Below are 18,295 nucleotides of genomic sequence, written 5' to 3' on the forward strand. Positions count from 1 at the left end.
ATTATCGTTATGTTTCTATGACGGCTATATTGGCATAGTCATGCGCTAAAATAGGCCAACTAAAACAGGCCCAGTTGCGGTGCCGTCATGGCATCAAAGGAGCGTCCAATAAACGGCAATATGCCATCAGCCACAGGACGAAGCTGCTTATCCACATAGTGGTCATAATCAATCGGGCTGTGTTGGGCTTCAATCGGTTCTGGACCATTCACGGTGATCACGTATTCAATCCATCCCCCATTCTGGTATTGCATCGGGCGACCCATACGTACATTGTGTTCATCAGCCAGTCGCGCCGCACGCACATGCGGGGGCACATTTTTCTGGTATTCCGATAAGTGACGGCGTAACCGCTTGCGATAGACTAACTCAGCATCATACTCACCGGCCCGTGTCGCTCGGGCGTACTCTTGCACATATTCGTCCACGTCTACGTCATGGAACACGCGATGATATAACGCCTGCTGGAAGGTTTGCGCCAATGGCGTCCAGTCCGTACGCACCGTTTCTAACCCTTTGTAGACAATTTTTTCTTCATCCCCTTGTCGAATCAAGCCCGCATAGCGTTTTTTGCTACCGGTTTCTTGCCCGCGAATCGTCGGCATCAAGAATTTGCAGTAATGCGTCTCATATTCCAGCTCCAGCGCCGATTCCACACTGTACGTCTCACGCAAGTGTGCCATCCACCATTGGTTAATGTGTGTGACCAATTGCAGGCCAATGGCATCGGCATCCTCCGTGCGATATGCGCTGTTCAGGGACACAAAGGTTGAATCGGTGTCACCGTAAATGACGTCATAGCCCTGCTGCTCAATCAGCTCACGGGTGGTTTTCATGATCTCATGGCCACGCATGGTAATGGATGACGCTAAGCGGTGATCAAAGAATCGACACCCCGAGGATCCCAATACGCCGTAAAACGAGTTCATAATGATCTTGATCGCCTGTGAAAACGCTTTCTCGCCATCACGCTTGGCTTGATCACGCGCCGCCCATAAATCTTCAATCATTTGCGGCAGAAAGTGTTTCTGACGATGAAACTGTCCGCCACGGAAACCGGCAATGGCCTGATCATCCCCTTTGCCTTCTTCTAACAACAAACCTTCAACCAACCCCAGCGGATCAATGCGGAAGGTACGAATAATAGACGGATACAGGGATTTAAAATCCAGCACCAATACCGACTGATACAACCCCGGCTTAGAATCCATCACGTAACCGCCAGGGCTGGCAATCCAGTTGTCACTCTCAAGGCTTGGGGCCACATAACCGGCGCGGTGCAACTGGGGTAAATACAAGTTCGTAAACGCCGCAACAGAACCACCGATACGGTCCAGCTCCACCCCCGTCAAACAACAACGTTCAATGGCAAAATCGAGCATATGCGTGTGATCGAAGATCCGCGTGACCAGCTTACAGTCTTGCAAGTTATAGGTCGCTAAGGCCACTTTATCTTCGCGGAACATCTGGTTAATTTCCGCCATGCGATCGTGGACATTATGGATCGCCTTCCCTTCTCCCAAGAGTGACTGTGCCACAGACTCTAACGACCATGAACGGAAGTTATATGTCGCAGTTTTCAAGGTATCAATCCCGTCCATGACGACCCGGCCTGGCACGCTAATAAACCCCTGATTCGGGTTTTGTGACGACTGACGCCAATGCGGTGGCTGCTTCCCTCGCCCTATCCGTAAGGTAATTGCATTCCACTCAGCCCGTTTAAGCAACAGGCGAAAGTCAAAATCAATCACATTCCAACCAATCACAATGTCGGGATCAAACTGTAAAAACCAACTTTCTAACGCCAGTAACAGGGCTTTTTCAGATTCCACCCATTGGATCCACGGTATCGTTGCTTGCTCTGCGGTCGGTTCGCCCACCATGATCACGCGGCTATCACGCTCACTGTGTAAACCAACAGAATACAAAATACCTTTTTCAGAACATTCGATATCCAACGACACCGTCGACAGCGTGGGTTTGTAATCAGCCGCTTTGGCTTTCACGCCAGTATAATCGTCGTAATCTGCACGTGACTGATGCTGCCCGGTAAACGCGATGCCGCCTTTGATGAAGCGTTCCATCAAATAGCGATCCGCTAAACGGATATCGGCTTCAAAGACATCAATCCCCAGCGGCGCTAACACCGTGCTGATTTGCAAACTGTCCCGAATAGCGGTGCAGTAACAGGCCGACATAGCGTCATGCTGGAAGTTTTTAAGCGGCAACGGTTTCCACGTCACCCTTAATCCCGCATTGTGCAATGCTACCTGTGCCGCTTCTTGTTCTTGCTGACGAATAAAGCAGACCGGCTTTTCATCGTGCACCACAAGCCGCGCGGGACCGGTTGGGGTGCTAACCCAGAGCACAATTTCTGTACGCCCACGAACATCGCGAGACTGCCTCGTTAACACGAAGCCTTTATTTGCGGGTTGAGCTTGAGTTTGAACGTGTGCTTGAGTCAGCAACTTGACCTCTCTGTGACCGTTAGCATTAGCCAATTTTGCGGTCGATTTTATCAATTTCAGTCACGATCCAACGGCCAAAGTCGTTAATCATGAATAACGCCGCTTTTTTCGGGACTTGTTGCCCCGCCAATAAAATAAAGAGACGCTCTACATTAAGGGATTTATCCGGATAATATTTTAAGAATAGCGCAGCCGCTTCCTCAATAGACCAAACTAAATGCCCCTCTCGGTGAAATACCAGTGAATAAGCACTCCACAGCATTTTCTTCGCAATGTCGCGGCAATAGGCCAAATAATGCGGTAACACCTGTGTTTTCATTATTTTCTGGCGGTAATCTTCCAGTTGCAGTGCAATATCGCCATTCTGTGCACGCGCAATATCCCAACTGGCTTCAAAACGTCCAAAACGGGTCGATAAATCATCACCATAAACACAGCAACAACAATGCTTTAGCCAAAATCCCCAATCAAAAATAGCGTGTAATGATGTGGCGGTTTGTTTACTGACCCATTGCACCGACACGTGCGGAAAGAAACGTTGTTGCTGTTCAGCACGTCGCGCGATCGCCTGAATCGTTGATTGTTCATTGGGTGTCAGATCCCGCATTACGACCAGTGTGATGTTCACATCGGAACGGCCCGCCACCGCGCTGCCACGCACGACACTGCCTGCCAAATACAGGCTGTGCAATACCGGTCCTAATCCCACGGTAAACTGATGAAGGATCCCCCGAACTATCGCAGCCGTTTGCGGCTGTAGAGAGGATTGATTGACGAGTACAGGTAAAGCCGATGCCACAATTTTGCCTTGTTAAATGAAGAAACCCGCCGATTATACGCTACAAGCCGTGTGCATGAAAAAGCCCTTCTCAGCCTCATTGCTGAATAAGTATGGAGCATTTACTCTAACTCAAAACATAATCATCCAGAAAAAGCATTTTATGGCTTCCTTAATACATACAAAATAGTGTTTTTATTTTAATCATTCATCCAATATTTTTATTTATACTTTCCCATATCCAAAAAGATAAAATTACTATATAGTCCCGCCCATTCTGACTGGCGCATGAAAAGTAATGACGAAAAATAATACATATTTTATCTTTATTATAACATTCATTTTTGGATGTGTAACATTGTTGTTTTATTTTGAAAGCATGGCAAAAAAAGAGTCCGCAGCCACTGCGTCTGAATTATTCAGCATTATTGAGCCTCACTTTATTGAGTTGGAAAGCCGTTTAACAACAATTGATCGCTTGTATCCAACATGCAGTAAAGAAAGCATTAAAGCACTTGAAGCACTCACTTTTAATTCCACATTGACGGAAGAGATCAGTGTGATTAAAAATCACCGCTTTGCATGTAGTGATCGTATTTTAACGTCTATAAACTTACCTGTCGATCCTGAGCATACGACTCAATACCAATCAGATAAGCCTTATTCGTTATACCGTGGTATCAGTCAGCGCCGCAAAGTAGAAGGGATTTTCTTCATGGCTCGCTTTGATGAAACCTGGTACCGCGTGCTATTAGAAACCCGATATTTAGACTTTTGGTTCAAGGGCGTGGGTGGCAATCTTACAATTTTCTCTATGGTGAATAACACCCAAAGCGCCCTACTCAGTCGCAGCCATCCATTAACCAATGAGCGCATTTATTACCAGACAACCATCGCGTCGCCGCGTTTTCCTTATACGGTCACAACCGGATACACAGGAGCGATGCTCATTGATCTGGCATTAAGCGTTCTGCCCTATAGTTTGTTAATTATTGCCGTATGTTCATTATTATTTACATTGTTATTAAACCATTATTTAACATGGCGTGATTCACTGTCTTTGGAAATAAAACGTGGCATCGAACAAAATGAATTTTGTGCTTATTATCAACCGATTGTTGATGCTTCAACCGGGGGGTGGGTTGGCGCTGAATTACTTGTTCGCTGGCAACACCCTGTGCGTAAAATTATTGCACCATTGGAATTTATTCCTGCCGCTGAACAATCCGGGCAAATTAACGATATCACATTACAATTGATTGAACGTGCTGCCTTTGAAAAAATGGACATCATGACATTTGGTAAGCCCTTTTATCTGTCGATTAATGTTACCGCTTCCATGATTGCAAACTTTGCATTTGTTAACGCCGTCGCCAGCATCATCAAACAATACCCGGTGCTGTCGCATGGTATTGTGATGGAGTTTTCTGAGCGTGATAATTTCTCCAATACCGATATTCCGTCGTTGTTATCCGGTATGCAACGTTTACGTGATTTGGGTATTCGCTGGGCGTTAGATGACTTCGGTACGGGCTATGCGGGGCTGTCAACGCTGCAAGCGCTGAGCTTTGATATCCTAAAAATTGACCGCTCATTCGTTGCTGCATCTGTGACGGACTCTGTGACCCAATCCATTTTGGGTAACATGGCGGAAATGGGACACCGCCTTGATTGCAGTTTGGTGGCAGAGGGGGTTGAAAGTCGCGCACAAGCACAGCAGGTTCTGGACCTTGATATCGATTACTGCCAAGGTTTTTATTACGCGAAACCAATGCCTTACAAACGTTTTATTGCAAAATTCAAAATCTATTCAGCGTAAGTGGCGAAACCTGACATAAACTACTAAACAAAGTGATGATTAACGGCTTTTTCGGTTGTATAATCCGCCCTCTTTAAAGTAAGAAGCTTTATTAACGCAATAGGTAATAAACATGCCAAGAGCAAGTGAGATTAAAAAAGGTTTTGCCATTGTTACTAACGGCAAGACATTGCTAGTAAAAGACATTGAAGTAACGACCCCTGGCGGCCGTGGCGGTACAAAAATTTACAAAATGCGTTGTACTGACCTAGCAACAGGCGCACGTGTTGATGAGCGTCTAAAAGCAGATGACGTAGTTGATACCGTTGACATGACTAAGCGTGCAGTTGCGTACTCTTACGCTGACGGTGACACAATCATCTTCATGGATACCGAAAACTACGATCAGCACACGTTCAACGCGGCTGATATCGCAGACGAAATGTTGTTCATCACTGAAGACACACAAGGTCTACACGTGATCCTAGTAAACGACAAAGTAGCAGGTCTAGAACTGCCTTCTTCTGTTGAGCTAACTATCGTTGAAACTGATCCATCGATCAAAGGTGCTTCAGCGTCTGCGCGTACTAAGCCAGCGCGTCTTTCTACAGGTCTAGTGGTTCAGGTTCCTGAATACATTTCTCCTGAAGACCGCATCGTGGTTAACACGGCTGAGCGTAAGTACACAAGCCGTGCATAATCGCTAATGCGATTTCATCTAGCCGAGTGCCGCTCGGCTAGATGAGCTTCCCCCTATCCTACTTTTTCGTCTTTTCCCTATCTTTATTATTCTGCCTCTTTCACTTTCTCTTTCGTTATCCGCGCCCGCCGCTTTGCTACAGTCCCTCGCTATCGATCATGGCTTTTGATGCTTACGGGTTTCTCATCACACTTGGTATTCCTTTTCTCTCTCGTTATACTGTGTCCTTACTCAAAACCAGAGATAGACAGCGTTCATGGACACACCTAACCTTATTTCATACGACGACGTTATTGACGCGGCTTACGACATTTTTCTAGAGATGGCTTCTGAAAATTTGGAGCCCGCAGACGTACTGCTATTCACGTTACAGTTTGATGACCGTGGCGCAGCGGAACTCGTTGAAACCAAAGATGACTGGGAAGAGCACGTTGGCTTTGATGTCGATAAAGACGTGTACGCGGAAGTGCGTATTGGTCTTGTAAACGAAGAGAACGACGAGCTTGATGATGTGTTTGCGCGCCTATTAGTAAGCCGTGACCCTGACAACAAATTCTGTCACATTCTGTGGAAGCGCGACTGATTTAATCGTCACTCACAGATGTAAAAAAAGCGGCGTATAACATACGCCGCTTTTTTATTGTGACTGCTACCAGAACAGGTTCTGCATTTATTGCATAACAGCGTGTGACTCTTGGTGCTCACTGTGGCGTACCCAGAACATGCTGATCACCACTAAAATAGCCATCACGCTCATCACCGCCCCCAAGCTGTATTGATCTTCTGCGCGCATCATGGATGCCGCCAGTGTCGCAATACCCGCACCCAAGTTTTGTAAACCACCCAGAACTGCCCCAGCGGTACCCGCATGGTGTGGAAAAGGTTGAATCGCAGCGGTTGTTGCGGCAGGGAAAAGCACGCCAGCACCAATAAAGTAGATAAATGCCCCACCAATCAGTGAATTCACGGTCACTAAGCCCGCGATACCCGGAATTAAGATGGTCACAGCGCCTGCAATGATAGCCACCATGCCCGCATACATTGCACGCGTATTGCCCCAACGCTTCGCAAACACCGATGATAACCATGCACCAGCCATATAACCCGGTAACGGCAACACGAACAGCAAGCTCACCGTGTTAGGATTCAGCTTCAACACACTGCCGAGTAACACACCCGCGGCCGCTTCAAAAACAGCAATACCGGCAAAGGTGGCAATCAAACACAACACATAACCTTGGAAACGGCGGTTACCCAAGACATAACGGTAACTGACCATGACACGTTCATGGCGGCGTTTTTCCGCAGGCAAGGTTTCAGCAAACAAACACATCATCGCAACAGTCACGATCACGCCGAACACCAACAAGAAGACATAACTGGCTTGCCATGCAAACACGGTAGACAAGTAGCCACCCAACACTGGTGCAAGCAGTGGCGAGAAAATCACACCCATGCTGACCAAACTGTTCGCACGGTGTAGATCGGCACCGTCATAACAATCGCGCGTGACAGTACGGCTCATTGCGCCGCTACAACCGGTCCCCATGCCTTGCACAAAGCTGGCCATCAAGAACCACTCAAAGCTCGGTGCAAACAACGCCACTACCGCACCGATTAAGTAGATACTCATACCCACAATAATCACCGGTCGACGACCGATACGGTCAGACAGTGGACCATAAATGAACTGGGACAAACCGTAAGGGATTAAGTAAGCCGCCATGACCGCTTGCAGATATGACGACTTCACTGAGAAGAACTCAGACATAGCGGGAATAGAAGGCACATACATGGTTTGTGTCATTTGCCCTACCGCGACCAGCACGATAATCAGAAATAGCAACTTGCCCATGTTCGTAGAAGATGATTGCTGATCCACAATCCGGTTCCTTATCACAGAATAATATTTTGTTTTGGGTGTGATTTATTGAAATAAACGCACGATGAAAGAATAAAACTCTGGATTTAAATTGCAGGTCAAATTATATGATTGGAATTTAACAAAAGATTAGCATCAACAGCTGCTTTATTCGCGCAGATAGTAATGCGCAACCTCTGTGTGAGCAACCATTTAGCGTGATTTACAGCACGATTGTTTGTTATCAATTGCATTAGTAAAACTAATGACAAAGCAGTAGGAATATAGCGCGGAGTCAAAACAGGAAAGTGTCGGAGGGCAACTACGATGACGCATAACGTAAGTCACGCATACCATCAGTCATACAAAGCGCATACACAGATAAGAAAAAGCCCCGCACAAGGCGAGGCTTTGTCAGCAACCGTGAAGCACGATTAATCAAAATGGAAGCGGTGTTTACCGTGGCTGGCTTTCGTTTTCAGGTACTGTTCGTTACCGTCTTTCACGTGGGCTTTGGTGCCGACCACTTCGGTGATCACGATACCAAACCCTTCTAACTCACGGATCTTCTTCGGGTTATTCGTTACCAAACGGATAGACGTAATACCCAATGCCTGAAGCATTAATGCCGCTTCACTGAATTCACGCAAGTCATCGCCAAAACCCAGATGGTTATTGGCTTCATAGGTATTCATACCCTGACTCTGAAGCTCATAAGCATCGATTTTGTTATACAGACCAATACCGCGGCCTTCTTGGCGAAGATACAGCAGCACACCGCCTTCTAGCCCCATCTTTTCGATGGTTTCATCCAGCTGTTCACCACAATCGCAACGTGACGAATGGAAGACGTCGCCCGTCAAGCATTCTGAATGCATGCGTACCAATGGCGGCTCTGTACGTTGGTCTGCATCTTGGAAAATCAATGCGACATGCTCTTTACCTGATTTCAACCCATTGAATGAAAGCAGATCGGCCGCAATGTCACTTCTCTGGCCGACTTTAAAAGGCACTCGTGCCCTTACATTTACCATGTTGTTCCTAAGTACTTCTACAGCCAAGCAGTCAATGCTCTCGTCTCAACAGCCAGCAATCGTTGGCCCGCCGACATGAACAAACCATAAGGCTAAAACTCAATACACACTATCCTGTGCTGACACTTTAGAAGCAATGCACAGAATAGACTCGTTGCTATGGTCATTTGACGCGCAATGATATCTAAAATTATGACACGAAAACAGCCCGAAAGCATGGAATGACACTCGCGCCATACTTGACCAATTTACTGCGTCATTATTGTTATAATATAACAATAAAAACCCGCAAGGTGAATGGCTTTATTTCGACGCGGCACGCTTAGCGTAGAAACGCTGGGCAGATTGAGTTTGAAAGCAACATGTTGACGCTAAAGTAAAACACACAACCCCTGCCATAATCATCGCCATACGCATCCAGTCAGCCCCCATCATCACCCGCATTGTCACCATATCGTAAGTGATCCATAGCCAGCCCAACGCAATCACCGCCAATAACCCACTCATCACCCACGGAATAGCGCGGTGGCGGATCACCAACAGCAACGGGCACAGCACGAAAAGCGCCAACGGCACCATCGCGCCTACGCGCAAAAAGTGTGCGGCAAACACCCAACTACTGAGCACAACAGGCAACAACCGAATAGCCAACATTTTTATCACTCTCACATCAAACGGACACTATATATTGCATTATATATACACCTTTGTATGACAAAATCCTAGCCTTGCCCACTGACTGGCCACCATGCACAGGCGTTCCCTTTGGGATGATTGGTCATTTGTGTTGCATTTTCAGTAAGGTGTCGCTGATGAAATAAGCAACCAGCGATTTTTTACACACCGGTAATTGTTATTTTTGATAGAAGCTCTAAAATTGCGCGGTTACAATTCCTGACTCTTACTGGTTTACCAGGCAGGATTAATTAATTGGTCAGGCAGCCACTTGCTGCCTGCGACGCAGTAAAGGAAACGACATGATTCAAGTTGTTGGTCACAAAAACCCAGATAGCGATAGCATCTGCTCTGCACTAGTTGGCGCAGAACTTCTAAAAGCACGCGGCCTAGAAGCGAAAGCGGTTCGCCAAGGTGAACTAAACCGTGAAACGCAACACATCCTAGCGCAAGCGGGTGTTGAGCAGCCTGAAATGTGCACAGGTGTGGCTGGCGAGAAAATCTGGCTGGTTGACTACTCTGATCTAGCACAAGGTCCTGATGATATCGCTGACGCGGAAATCATGGGTATTGTTGACCACCACCGTCTAGGTGATGTGACAACCGTTAACCCACTTGAAGCATGGATTTGGCCTGTAGGCTGTACATGTACCATCATGTTCAACCTATTCAAGATGGAAAACACAGAAATCACTCGCCCATTGGCGATCCTGATGATGTCTGCAATCCTAAGCGACACCGTAGGTTTTGCATCTCCAACTTGCACACAAAAAGACAAAGATGCGGTTGCAGAATTGGCTGTGATTGCTGATGTACAAGATCTTGATACCTTCATCAAAGAGCTGTTGATTGCGAAAACTGACATCGCAGGTCTAACCGCCGCTCAACTTGTTGAGAAAGATCTTAAAGCCTACCCATTCAACAACCGTGACGTTGTTGTTGGCCAGATCGAACTTGCTACGCTTGAGCAAGTTGACAGCATGATCGAAGAGCTAGAAGCCGATCTTCAGCGTCGTTGTGACGAAGAAGGCCTAGCGATGGCAGCACTGATGCTGACTGACATCACTACCAGCACAACGCGCCTACTTTACAAAGGCGAGTGGAATGCAACGCTGGATCAGTTCGCTGAAAATGGCATGCTGATGATGCAAGATACGCTAAGCCGTAAGAAGCAAGGTTGGCCTTGGCTTCAAACTGTACTGGCTTAATCGCGCAGTCGGTTTAATACGTCAAATAGAAAGGAACGCATTGCGCGTTCCTTTTTTTGTCCGGCTTCCCGCTGTCACTATCGACCTTTTAAAGTCGACGTTTCATTTAAGATCTCAGCAAAATGAGTGACAAATTCTCGCCCCACCACTTTCCCTTCGCGGTAATCTTTTTCAAGATCATCTTTATCACTGAGTAACGCCCGACTACACAGATTTTTCTCTGGCGCAATTTGAATCACTTTGAGTCCCGCAGGTGGCGACAGCATAAACGCATGGGCGGCTTCGTAGGTTTGATAATGTTGATTGAGCATATCCATAATTTCACGGCTTTTGCTGTGCCCCGTCAACGACAGAAGACGCTCCACATTGTCGGCAGACAGCAATCCCCAACCTCGTGATTTATCATTACTAAGCACCTCTTCCACGACATTATCAGCACGATGGTGTTGTTCGCCCCACGCCTGCTTCCATCCTTCAAATTTTGTGGTTAATTCCGAATGCAGTCCTTTTACCCGATCAAAAGAGCTATTTAGGCTTAATCGATCAATGTAATCCGGCAAAACGGTTTCAATTTTATGCCGCCAATCATTAAACGGGCTACTTTCATCCGGCTCTATCGGCTCTGTGCGTATGACCACCACTAAATCGGCTTGGCGCAACCAAGCTTCTTTTACTGGCACCGCGGCACTGACACCGCCATCGACCCAATCCAAGTCATCAAGAATCACAGGTTCGTTATAAATCACCGGAATGGCGCAACTGGCACGCAACACTTCGCACCAATTAGCTTGGTACATGGGCATATACATATCTTGCAGGGTGTCTTTACGGGTAGCACAGGCGAAGGCTTGGCGGTGTTGTAATACCTGCCGGGCAGTGTACACATCTAACGGAAGTGAACCATGCGGACGCACGGCTTCAAGAGCCCAGTCAAGATTCATGGGCTGCTGTTTGCTGAGGTAGTTATAGACGTTAAAAAATTCATGCCGTGTAGTGTAATCGACAATGAATTGATACCCAAAATGAGGCTGACGGCTGATATAGGAGGATAAGTTTAATGCCCCGGCCGATGTCCCAATGTACAACTCGAACGGGTCAAAGCCGGATTCCAGAAAAGCATCAAAAACACCGGCGGTAAAAATGCCTCGTTGCCCACCACCTTGGACAACGAGGGCGATTTTCAATTTTCGTGCCGACAGTAACTGCCGTGAAAAATGATTGACCAGAGATAGATCAACATCTTTTAAACTAAACGGTAAATGGTTCGTCATAGACCTGTCTCACCCACTACTGAGTTTACTGCTGACAGAATACCGTCCCTAGCTGAACAACACTGGAATACGTGTAACTTTATTCTAAATTTATTAATGGTTTACATAGTAATGGAGATGAGGCTAAAGGTCAGAATCACCGCCATTGCTGCTACTGTTACGCCGAGCGCTAATTTTAGATCAAATTCCATACTTTCCTCCTCACTACACTGCACCATTAACAATTTGTTAACTCTATTTTAGGGGGAGTTCAAGGTTCTGACCATTACAAAAGCACTAATATCAGAAAGATGTCACACTAAATAAGCAGCGAGTTCGTTTAAAGCCTTTGGGGAATATCTATGAAATTAGGACAATTAATGGTGATGGCGACTTGCCTGATCACCTCCGGTGCAGCATGGGCTGAAAGCACCGTTTATATCACACCTTATCTCGGCTACAGCTTCTCTAACAGCGTCACTGATGAAAGTGGCATTAAGATCAATACCGACAATGATGCCCATTACGCATTAGGGCTCGAAACCGATTTATACAATGGCCGTGCTGGCTTATTCATCAGCCACCAGCCACATTCTGTTGAAAATTTTGGTGACGGTTCTTTCACCTATACGCATTTCCAAAGTTCATTACGCTTTGAAACCTTTGAGCGCTTAGATACGTACTTTGGTGCCAGTATGGGGGCCACCATTGTCGACGCCGATTGGACAGACAGCGATTTGTTCTTTTCTGCTGGCCTTCAAGGCGGTGCAGAATACCACCTGACAGACAACCTGTTTCTCGTGTTCGAAGCACGCTGGCTCGCCAACTTGATTGACAGTGATAGTATTGCAAACTGTACGCTGCCAACTGGCACAGAATCGTGCAACATTAAGATCGATTCTAAATGGCTTAGCCAATTCCAAACCAATGTGGGCATCACCTTTTCTTTCTAGCACATGCTACCCCGCATTCGAAATAAAAGGCCAGATATACTGGCCTTTATTCTTCCTGCGCGATACCAATAACGTATTTCCCGCCATCAGCAGGGGTTTCTTCGTTTAATTAAAAAATAATTAAACGGCAAAACGTCGTCAAATATCAGTATATTTCACTCCCACTGTTCCCATTATTTCTTTCTCCATACCAAACCTCACAACAAAACACACACGAAACACCTTTGTCACATGTTCGCACAAACAAACACTCTATTGATTTACATTTGCACTATAGTTAATCTCGTCATGTCACTCAGTTTAACCTTTCACTCAAAATGCCATTTTCGCTCAACTTATGGCATTTTCATCTGACAAATTCGCTTTTCACAGGGACTTGATTTGCATAAGGAGATGTTTATGAATCGAGAACAATGGGGCTCCCGGGCGGGGTTTATTCTTGCCGCTGTCGGGTCTGCGATCGGATTAGGTAATATCTGGCGCTTCCCTTATATGGCTTACGAAAACGGTGGTGGCGCCTTTTTTATTCCTTACCTTTTTGCCATGATCACCGCCGGTATTCCTTTTATGATCATGGAATTCAGTCTGGGCCATAAATTGCGGGGAGCGGCACCGCGTGCCTTCTCAAAGCTCGGCACAAAGTTCGAGTGGCTAGGCTGGTTCCAAGTGTCCATCGCCGCCATTATCGCGGTGTATTATGTCGCAATTATCGGTTGGGCGATCTCCTACCTCGGGTTTGCTTTTACCCAAAGCTGGGGCAGTGATACCAACGCCTTCTTCTTTAATCAATACTTGCAGCTCGGGGAGAATACCCCAACGCAACTGGGTAACTTACAACTGCACATTGCCATTCCTATGACCATCGCGTGGGCTATCACGTTTGCTGCCATCTTTACCGGCGTGAAAGGCGGGATCGAACGCGCCAGTAAAATCATGATGCCGTTACTCTTTTTGATGGTACTGGGGTTGATCACGCGGGTTGTTTTCTTACCCGGGGCATTGGATGGCTTGAATTACCTGTTCCAGCCCGATTTCAGCAAAATCTTAGACGCGAAAGTATGGTCTGCCGCTTACGGGCAAATATTTTTCACGCTGAGTGTCGGCTTCGCCATCATGATTGCGTATTCCAGCTATCTGCCCAAACAATCTGACATTAACAATAACGCGTTTATGACGGTATTGATCAACTGCGGTTTCTCTATCATGGCGGGTGTATTGATCTTTGCGGTATTGGGTTACATGGCACAAGAACAAGCCAAACCCATTACGGAAGTGGTATCCGCAGGGGTCGGCCTTGCATTCGTTACGATTCCAGCGGCGATTAACTTACTACCGGCTCCGTACATTCTGGGTCCCCTGTTCTTCTTGGCCTTGGTCGTGGCGGGCCTGAGTTCACACATTTCCATCATTGAAGCCGTGACATCGGCCATCATCGATAAGCTCAATTGGACACGTAAGAAAACGGCGATGGTCGTGTGCGGTACGGGGTACGTGGTATCCATGGCGTTTGCGACCAACGGCGGGTTACTGTTATTGGATTTAGTCGATTACTTCATAAACAACATTGCGCTGCTTACCAGTTGCTTAATTGAAATTGCCATTATCGCTTGGCTACTCAAAATCTCTGACATTCGCCAGTATGTGAATGCCTGTTCTGAGTTCAGTATCGGTAAATGGTTTGAGATCTGCCTGCGCTTCCTGAGCCCTATCATGCTGGCGATTATTCTCAGTACAAACCTGCTCCATACCGTTAAAGAAGGGTACGGGGGCTACGCACAATTTGACTTGATGTTACTGGGTTGGGGGTTAGTCGGCACCATGCTGATTGTCGCCATCATCATCAACATCACCTCAAAATCAGCCAATCAACAGGAGGCAAAACTATGACGTTAGGCGCAATCATTATGATGTTGTTTGGCTTTGGGATCACTTGGGGCGGCGCAGCGTACTGTATCTCCATCGCCATGAGTAAAAAGCCATAGCCATAGTGCCCACGCTATCAGCACAGCCTTGAGCATGCTTCAAGGCACATTAAGAAGGCGCTTCGGCGCCTTTTGTTTTTTTAATGACACAGGATTATTGTTAACGATCAATCATTCCAGCAAACTTTCATTTTCCTTATCGCAATCATCCCGTTACAATCTTCATCAAACGTGACTCAAGCCTTGTCGGCCGATCGCCTTTTGGGTCCACCATTCTCCATCGTAAGGATACGTCATGAAGTTAGCTGCACTCTTACTTGCCACGAGCTTGGTTCCTGTTACTGCGGTAGCCGCACCTAACATGGACACCCGCACACAGTGTGAAAGCGACAAGTATCACCAATACATTGATGCGTCGTTAAATTGGTATCAGCAATTAGTCGATTTATCTGTCGCAAAAGATCCGAGCCTGAAAACCGTCGGTGACTGGTTCCTGATGGGCAGAAAACACCACTTCATGTTTAACCGTGATGCGGTTGATTGGTACTTGGCTAACGACAAAGACAAACTGCAACTGTCGTTACCGATAGAGTCATGGCTTAACCTGACCCAAAGCGACATTAAAGAACTGTCCACGCAAGAGAGTGCCCTCGGTCAAGCGGCAAAGCTGGCATTCGATGATCGCCAAAGCAAACCACACGCAAAAAACTACGCGCTCAGAAGCGCCTTTGCTGAATTGCTAACGCATCCGGCACAGATTGAGCTGCCTCTGAATGCCTATAACCAACAGATGAATGCCATCGCCGATATTCAGTGCCAATAAGCCTATAAGCCCGCCTCTCACCACGTAGAAGGAAACGTCGATCATGGACAAGATCACAACATGCACCCTTGCCGTTTTAACGGCGATGTGTACGACCACGGCACAGGCGAATCAACCTCGTCCTTGGCATGCCGGCTTCGGGCTGGATCTGTCATTGTTAGCGGGTTATACGCAAAGTCACTCTCAGTTCAATACCGACAACACTGTCACCCCCGATTTAACGTCAAAGGGAGATAAGCAGAGTTCGGCATTGATCGCCCCACTGGGCACCGTTAGCTATACCAATGATGCGTTAAACCAACAGATCTACTTCGGTACCAGCCGTTCTGATTTGGCCTTGGGACGCTTCCATGTAGAGTTAGGGTACAAATACCGTTTATCTCCCCGCAGTGCAATAACGCTCAGTTATGTGCCTGGGTTGATGGACAGCGAAACATGGCAAGATCCCTATTTGACGGGTCAAGCACGCGAAAAAACTGACAGCAAAATTCGTGGTGTGCGTTTTCAGTATGATGGCATCATGAACAGTCCCTTCTCTTTAGAGTTCGCCGTGGGCTCACAAGACATCGATCAAGAACGCAGTGGCAGCGCACGGCTCACCCCTGATGAACAAGCCGATATGCGCCGTGACAGTGATATTTATTACAGTCAATTAAGCTACTTTAAACCACTTAATCGCGCCCAGTTCCTGCGTTTTGCCGGCAGTTACACCCGTATTGATGCCAAAGGCAACGCAATGTCGAGTGACGGCTATGGTGCAGAGTTTGGCGTGATTCAAATGCTTGAAAGTTCAAGCCTCGCACTGACCTTCAGTTATGACCGTGTGGATTTTGATGAAAACAATCCGGTCTTTGATCGCACGCAGAAAGATGACCGCTGGGGGGCATTCATCGCCTATGAATATAAGGCGCCGTTTGAATGGAAAAATTGGGGCTTCGTGTCACTTTTAGGCTATAACCAAAGTCAATCAAACATACGTTTTTATGATGAAGACAGCTTGTTGATCAGCGTCGGCATGAACTACCGATTCTAATTTTTTTCGACAGACACACTAATTTGAATTAAATTAGCAACAATTTGCCGACAAAGTGACAAGCTGACAAAGGTTATGGCTGTAGTGGATTTGAAAAAAGCTGATGCAACACAAGCGTCTTTGCATCGTATTTTTACCGTGCCGGAGGCACCCGATTCAACCTTAGGACGAATCGAAAAAGAGATCTCTGAAAACCTCAATGTGTTCCTTCAAACACACATTGCAGCGACAGAGAAACCGCTTGCGGAAATTGAAAAGGACTTCTCATCGGCTGAACTTCCAGAGAACCCGGCTTTCGTTTCCGATCACACACACTTTCTTCTCAATAAGTTAGTGGCGCAATCGGTGCATACTTCTGCACCGACATTCATTGGACACATGACATCAGCCCTGCCCTATTTCTTGATGCCCTTATCCAAAATCATGATTGCGCTCAATCAAAACTTGGTAAAAATTGAGACCTCTAAAGCATTTACGCCGCTTGAACGCCAAGTGTTGGGTATGCTGCACAACCTCATTTATGATGAGCCCGAACCCTTCTATCAACGTTGGATGCACAGTGCGAACCATTCATTGGGGGCCTTTTGCTCTGGTGGCACCATTGCGAATATCACTGCATTGTGGGTGGCGCGAAATAACGCACTGAAACCAGAGGGTGACTTCAAAGGCGTGGCGCAAGAAGGGCTATTTCGTGCCATGAAGCATTATGGCTATCAGGATCTCGCGGTGCTGGTATCAGAACGTGGCCACTATTCGCTGAAGAAAGCGGCCGATGTACTGGGGATTGGCCGAGACAGTTTGATCCCGATAAAAACCGACAGCGACAACCGCGTGATTGTGTCGGAGATGAAAGCCAAATTAGATGCGTTGGTGGCACAGAATATCAAACCCTTCGCCATTATTGGTGTCGCGGGAACCACCGAAACAGGCACGATCGATCCCCTGTCTGAATTGGCGGATCTCGCGCAAACTTATGGTTGCCATTTTCATGTGGATGCGGCGTGGGGTGGCGCGACATTAATGTCGAAGAAATATCGCCACCTGCTCAATGGTATTGAACGCGCTGACTCTGTCACTATTGATGCACACAAGCAACTGTATGTACCCATGGGTGCCGGTATGGTGATCTTCAAAAACCCGGCACTGATGACGGCGATTGAACACCATGCAGAGTATATCCTGCGTAAAGGCTCAAAAGATTTAGGCACACATACCTTGGAAGGCTCCCGCAGTGGAATGGCCATGCTGCTCTATGCCAGCTTGAACATTATCAGCCGCCAAGGCTATGAAATGTTAATCAATAACAGCATTGAAAAAGCACACTATTTTGCACAACGCATTGCAGAGCACCCTGACTTTGAATTAGTCACTCAGCCAGAATTGTGTCTGCTCACCTACCGTTATGTGCCCGCGCGTACGCAGTTAGCATTGCCGCTGGCCACCGATGATGAACGGGAAACACTCCTTACGGCATTGGATGACCTCACCCAGTTTATTCAGAAGCGTCAACGAGAATCAGGGAAGTCTTTTGTCTCGCGAACGCGGATTACGCCAGACCGTTGGGCACGTCGTCTCACCACGGTATTTCGTGTCGTGCTCGCCAACCCGCTCACGACCGAGAGCATTTTAAATGATGTGCTGGCTGAACAAGCAGAAATTGCCACGCAAAGCTTCATCAGCTCACCGAAAATATCAACGTTAACAGAGCACATTTTGCAGCGAAATAGCCGCGCATAAAGTGTAACAAATCATGATAAATGCGTCGATCTGTACGTTTCTTCACTTTGCCTAG

General features: G+C 47.0%; 17 protein-coding genes. 10 read left to right on the forward strand and 7 right to left on the reverse strand.

Translation table 11 applies throughout. From position 1 onward, the window contains the following. Positions 1 to 59: 59 nt before the first annotated feature. Together ACSF8W_RS11645 and ACSF8W_RS11650 are read right to left on the reverse strand one after the other, a co-directional pair. Positions 60 to 2,465, reverse strand: coding sequence for a DNA polymerase II (locus ACSF8W_RS11645; RefSeq protein WP_500847560.1), 2,406 nt, complete (start codon positions 2,463 to 2,465; stop codon positions 60 to 62). Between the two features lie 28 nt (positions 2,466 to 2,493). Then, positions 2,494 to 3,267, reverse strand: a complete 774-nt coding sequence (locus ACSF8W_RS11650) for a nucleotidyltransferase domain-containing protein (protein ID WP_500847488.1) — start codon at positions 3,265 to 3,267, stop codon at positions 2,494 to 2,496. 277 nt (positions 3,268 to 3,544) lie between these two features. On the opposite strand from ACSF8W_RS11650, the gene ACSF8W_RS11655 reads away from it, so the two are divergent. From ACSF8W_RS11655 to ACSF8W_RS11665, 3 genes are all read left to right on the forward strand, one after another. Beyond that, a complete protein-coding gene (locus ACSF8W_RS11655) occupies positions 3,545 to 5,065 on the forward strand; it encodes an EAL domain-containing protein (RefSeq protein ID WP_500847489.1) in 1,521 nt (506 codons plus the stop codon). Positions 5,066 to 5,177: 112 nt separating this feature from the next. Then, positions 5,178 to 5,744: an elongation factor P-like protein EfpL gene (gene efpL, locus ACSF8W_RS11660; RefSeq protein WP_500847490.1), complete on the forward strand. Its 567-nt coding sequence runs from the start codon at positions 5,178 to 5,180 to the stop codon at positions 5,742 to 5,744. A gap of 256 nt (positions 5,745 to 6,000) precedes the next feature. Continuing rightward, the gene (locus ACSF8W_RS11665) at positions 6,001 to 6,327 is read left to right on the forward strand and encodes an HI1450 family dsDNA-mimic protein (RefSeq protein WP_428477657.1); all 327 of its coding nucleotides are present in this window, start codon (positions 6,001 to 6,003) and stop codon (positions 6,325 to 6,327) included. A gap of 87 nt (positions 6,328 to 6,414) precedes the next feature. Here the strand turns inward: ACSF8W_RS11665 and emrD are convergent, their stop codons facing one another. The 3 genes from emrD to ACSF8W_RS11680 form a co-directional block, all read right to left on the reverse strand. Next, the gene (emrD, locus tag ACSF8W_RS11670) at positions 6,415 to 7,599 is read right to left on the reverse strand and encodes a multidrug efflux MFS transporter EmrD (RefSeq protein WP_500847561.1); all 1,185 of its coding nucleotides are present in this window, start codon (positions 7,597 to 7,599) and stop codon (positions 6,415 to 6,417) included. A gap of 440 nt (positions 7,600 to 8,039) precedes the next feature. Then, positions 8,040 to 8,639 (reverse strand): GTP cyclohydrolase II, encoded by a 600-nt coding sequence (locus ACSF8W_RS11675; protein ID WP_500847491.1) that lies wholly within the window; start codon positions 8,637 to 8,639, stop codon positions 8,040 to 8,042. Positions 8,640 to 8,942: 303 nt separating this feature from the next. After that, the gene (locus ACSF8W_RS11680) at positions 8,943 to 9,293 is read right to left on the reverse strand and encodes a hypothetical protein (protein WP_500847492.1); all 351 of its coding nucleotides are present in this window, start codon (positions 9,291 to 9,293) and stop codon (positions 8,943 to 8,945) included. A gap of 323 nt (positions 9,294 to 9,616) precedes the next feature. Between ACSF8W_RS11680 and ACSF8W_RS11685 the strand changes: the two genes are divergently transcribed. Beyond that, on the forward strand, positions 9,617 to 10,522 hold the full coding sequence (locus tag ACSF8W_RS11685; protein ID WP_428477660.1) for a manganese-dependent inorganic pyrophosphatase: 906 nt from the start codon (positions 9,617 to 9,619) through the stop codon (positions 10,520 to 10,522). A gap of 77 nt (positions 10,523 to 10,599) precedes the next feature. Here the strand turns inward: ACSF8W_RS11685 and ACSF8W_RS11690 are convergent, their stop codons facing one another. Both ACSF8W_RS11690 and cydH read right to left on the reverse strand, forming a co-directional pair. Further along, positions 10,600 to 11,793, reverse strand: coding sequence for a patatin-like phospholipase family protein (locus ACSF8W_RS11690; protein ID WP_500847493.1), 1,194 nt, complete (start codon positions 11,791 to 11,793; stop codon positions 10,600 to 10,602). 101 nt (positions 11,794 to 11,894) lie between these two features. Continuing rightward, positions 11,895 to 11,984, reverse strand: coding sequence for a cytochrome bd-I oxidase subunit CydH (cydH, locus tag ACSF8W_RS11695; RefSeq protein WP_500847494.1), 90 nt, complete (start codon positions 11,982 to 11,984; stop codon positions 11,895 to 11,897). A gap of 150 nt (positions 11,985 to 12,134) precedes the next feature. Here cydH and ACSF8W_RS11700 point away from each other — a divergent pair, with 150 nt between their 5' ends. The 6 genes from ACSF8W_RS11700 (at position 12,135) to panP (ending at position 18,240) form a co-directional block, all read left to right on the forward strand. Further along, positions 12,135 to 12,725, forward strand: a complete 591-nt coding sequence (locus ACSF8W_RS11700; RefSeq protein WP_500847495.1) for an outer membrane beta-barrel protein — start codon at positions 12,135 to 12,137, stop codon at positions 12,723 to 12,725. A 399-nt stretch (positions 12,726 to 13,124) separates the two neighbouring features. Further along, positions 13,125 to 14,612, forward strand: a complete 1,488-nt coding sequence (locus ACSF8W_RS11705; RefSeq protein ID WP_500847496.1) for a sodium-dependent transporter — start codon at positions 13,125 to 13,127, stop codon at positions 14,610 to 14,612. After that, the gene (locus ACSF8W_RS11710; protein WP_500847497.1) at positions 14,609 to 14,707 is read left to right on the forward strand and encodes a MetS family NSS transporter small subunit; all 99 of its coding nucleotides are present in this window, start codon (positions 14,609 to 14,611) and stop codon (positions 14,705 to 14,707) included. Before ACSF8W_RS11705 ends, ACSF8W_RS11710 begins: the two co-directional genes overlap by 4 nt. A 235-nt stretch (positions 14,708 to 14,942) precedes the next feature. Continuing rightward, the gene (locus tag ACSF8W_RS11715; protein WP_500847498.1) at positions 14,943 to 15,470 is read left to right on the forward strand and encodes a hypothetical protein; all 528 of its coding nucleotides are present in this window, start codon (positions 14,943 to 14,945) and stop codon (positions 15,468 to 15,470) included. Between the two features lie 43 nt (positions 15,471 to 15,513). Then, complete coding sequence (locus ACSF8W_RS11720; RefSeq protein WP_500847499.1) at positions 15,514 to 16,503, forward strand: DUF2860 domain-containing protein; 990 nt, start codon at positions 15,514 to 15,516, stop codon at positions 16,501 to 16,503. Between the two features lie 75 nt (positions 16,504 to 16,578). After that, complete coding sequence (panP, locus tag ACSF8W_RS11725) at positions 16,579 to 18,240, forward strand: pyridoxal-dependent aspartate 1-decarboxylase PanP (protein ID WP_500847500.1); 1,662 nt, start codon at positions 16,579 to 16,581, stop codon at positions 18,238 to 18,240. The last annotated feature ends 55 nt before the right edge of the window (positions 18,241 to 18,295 follow it).

It is taken from the genome of Photobacterium sp. 270122K, from assembly GCF_059941365.1.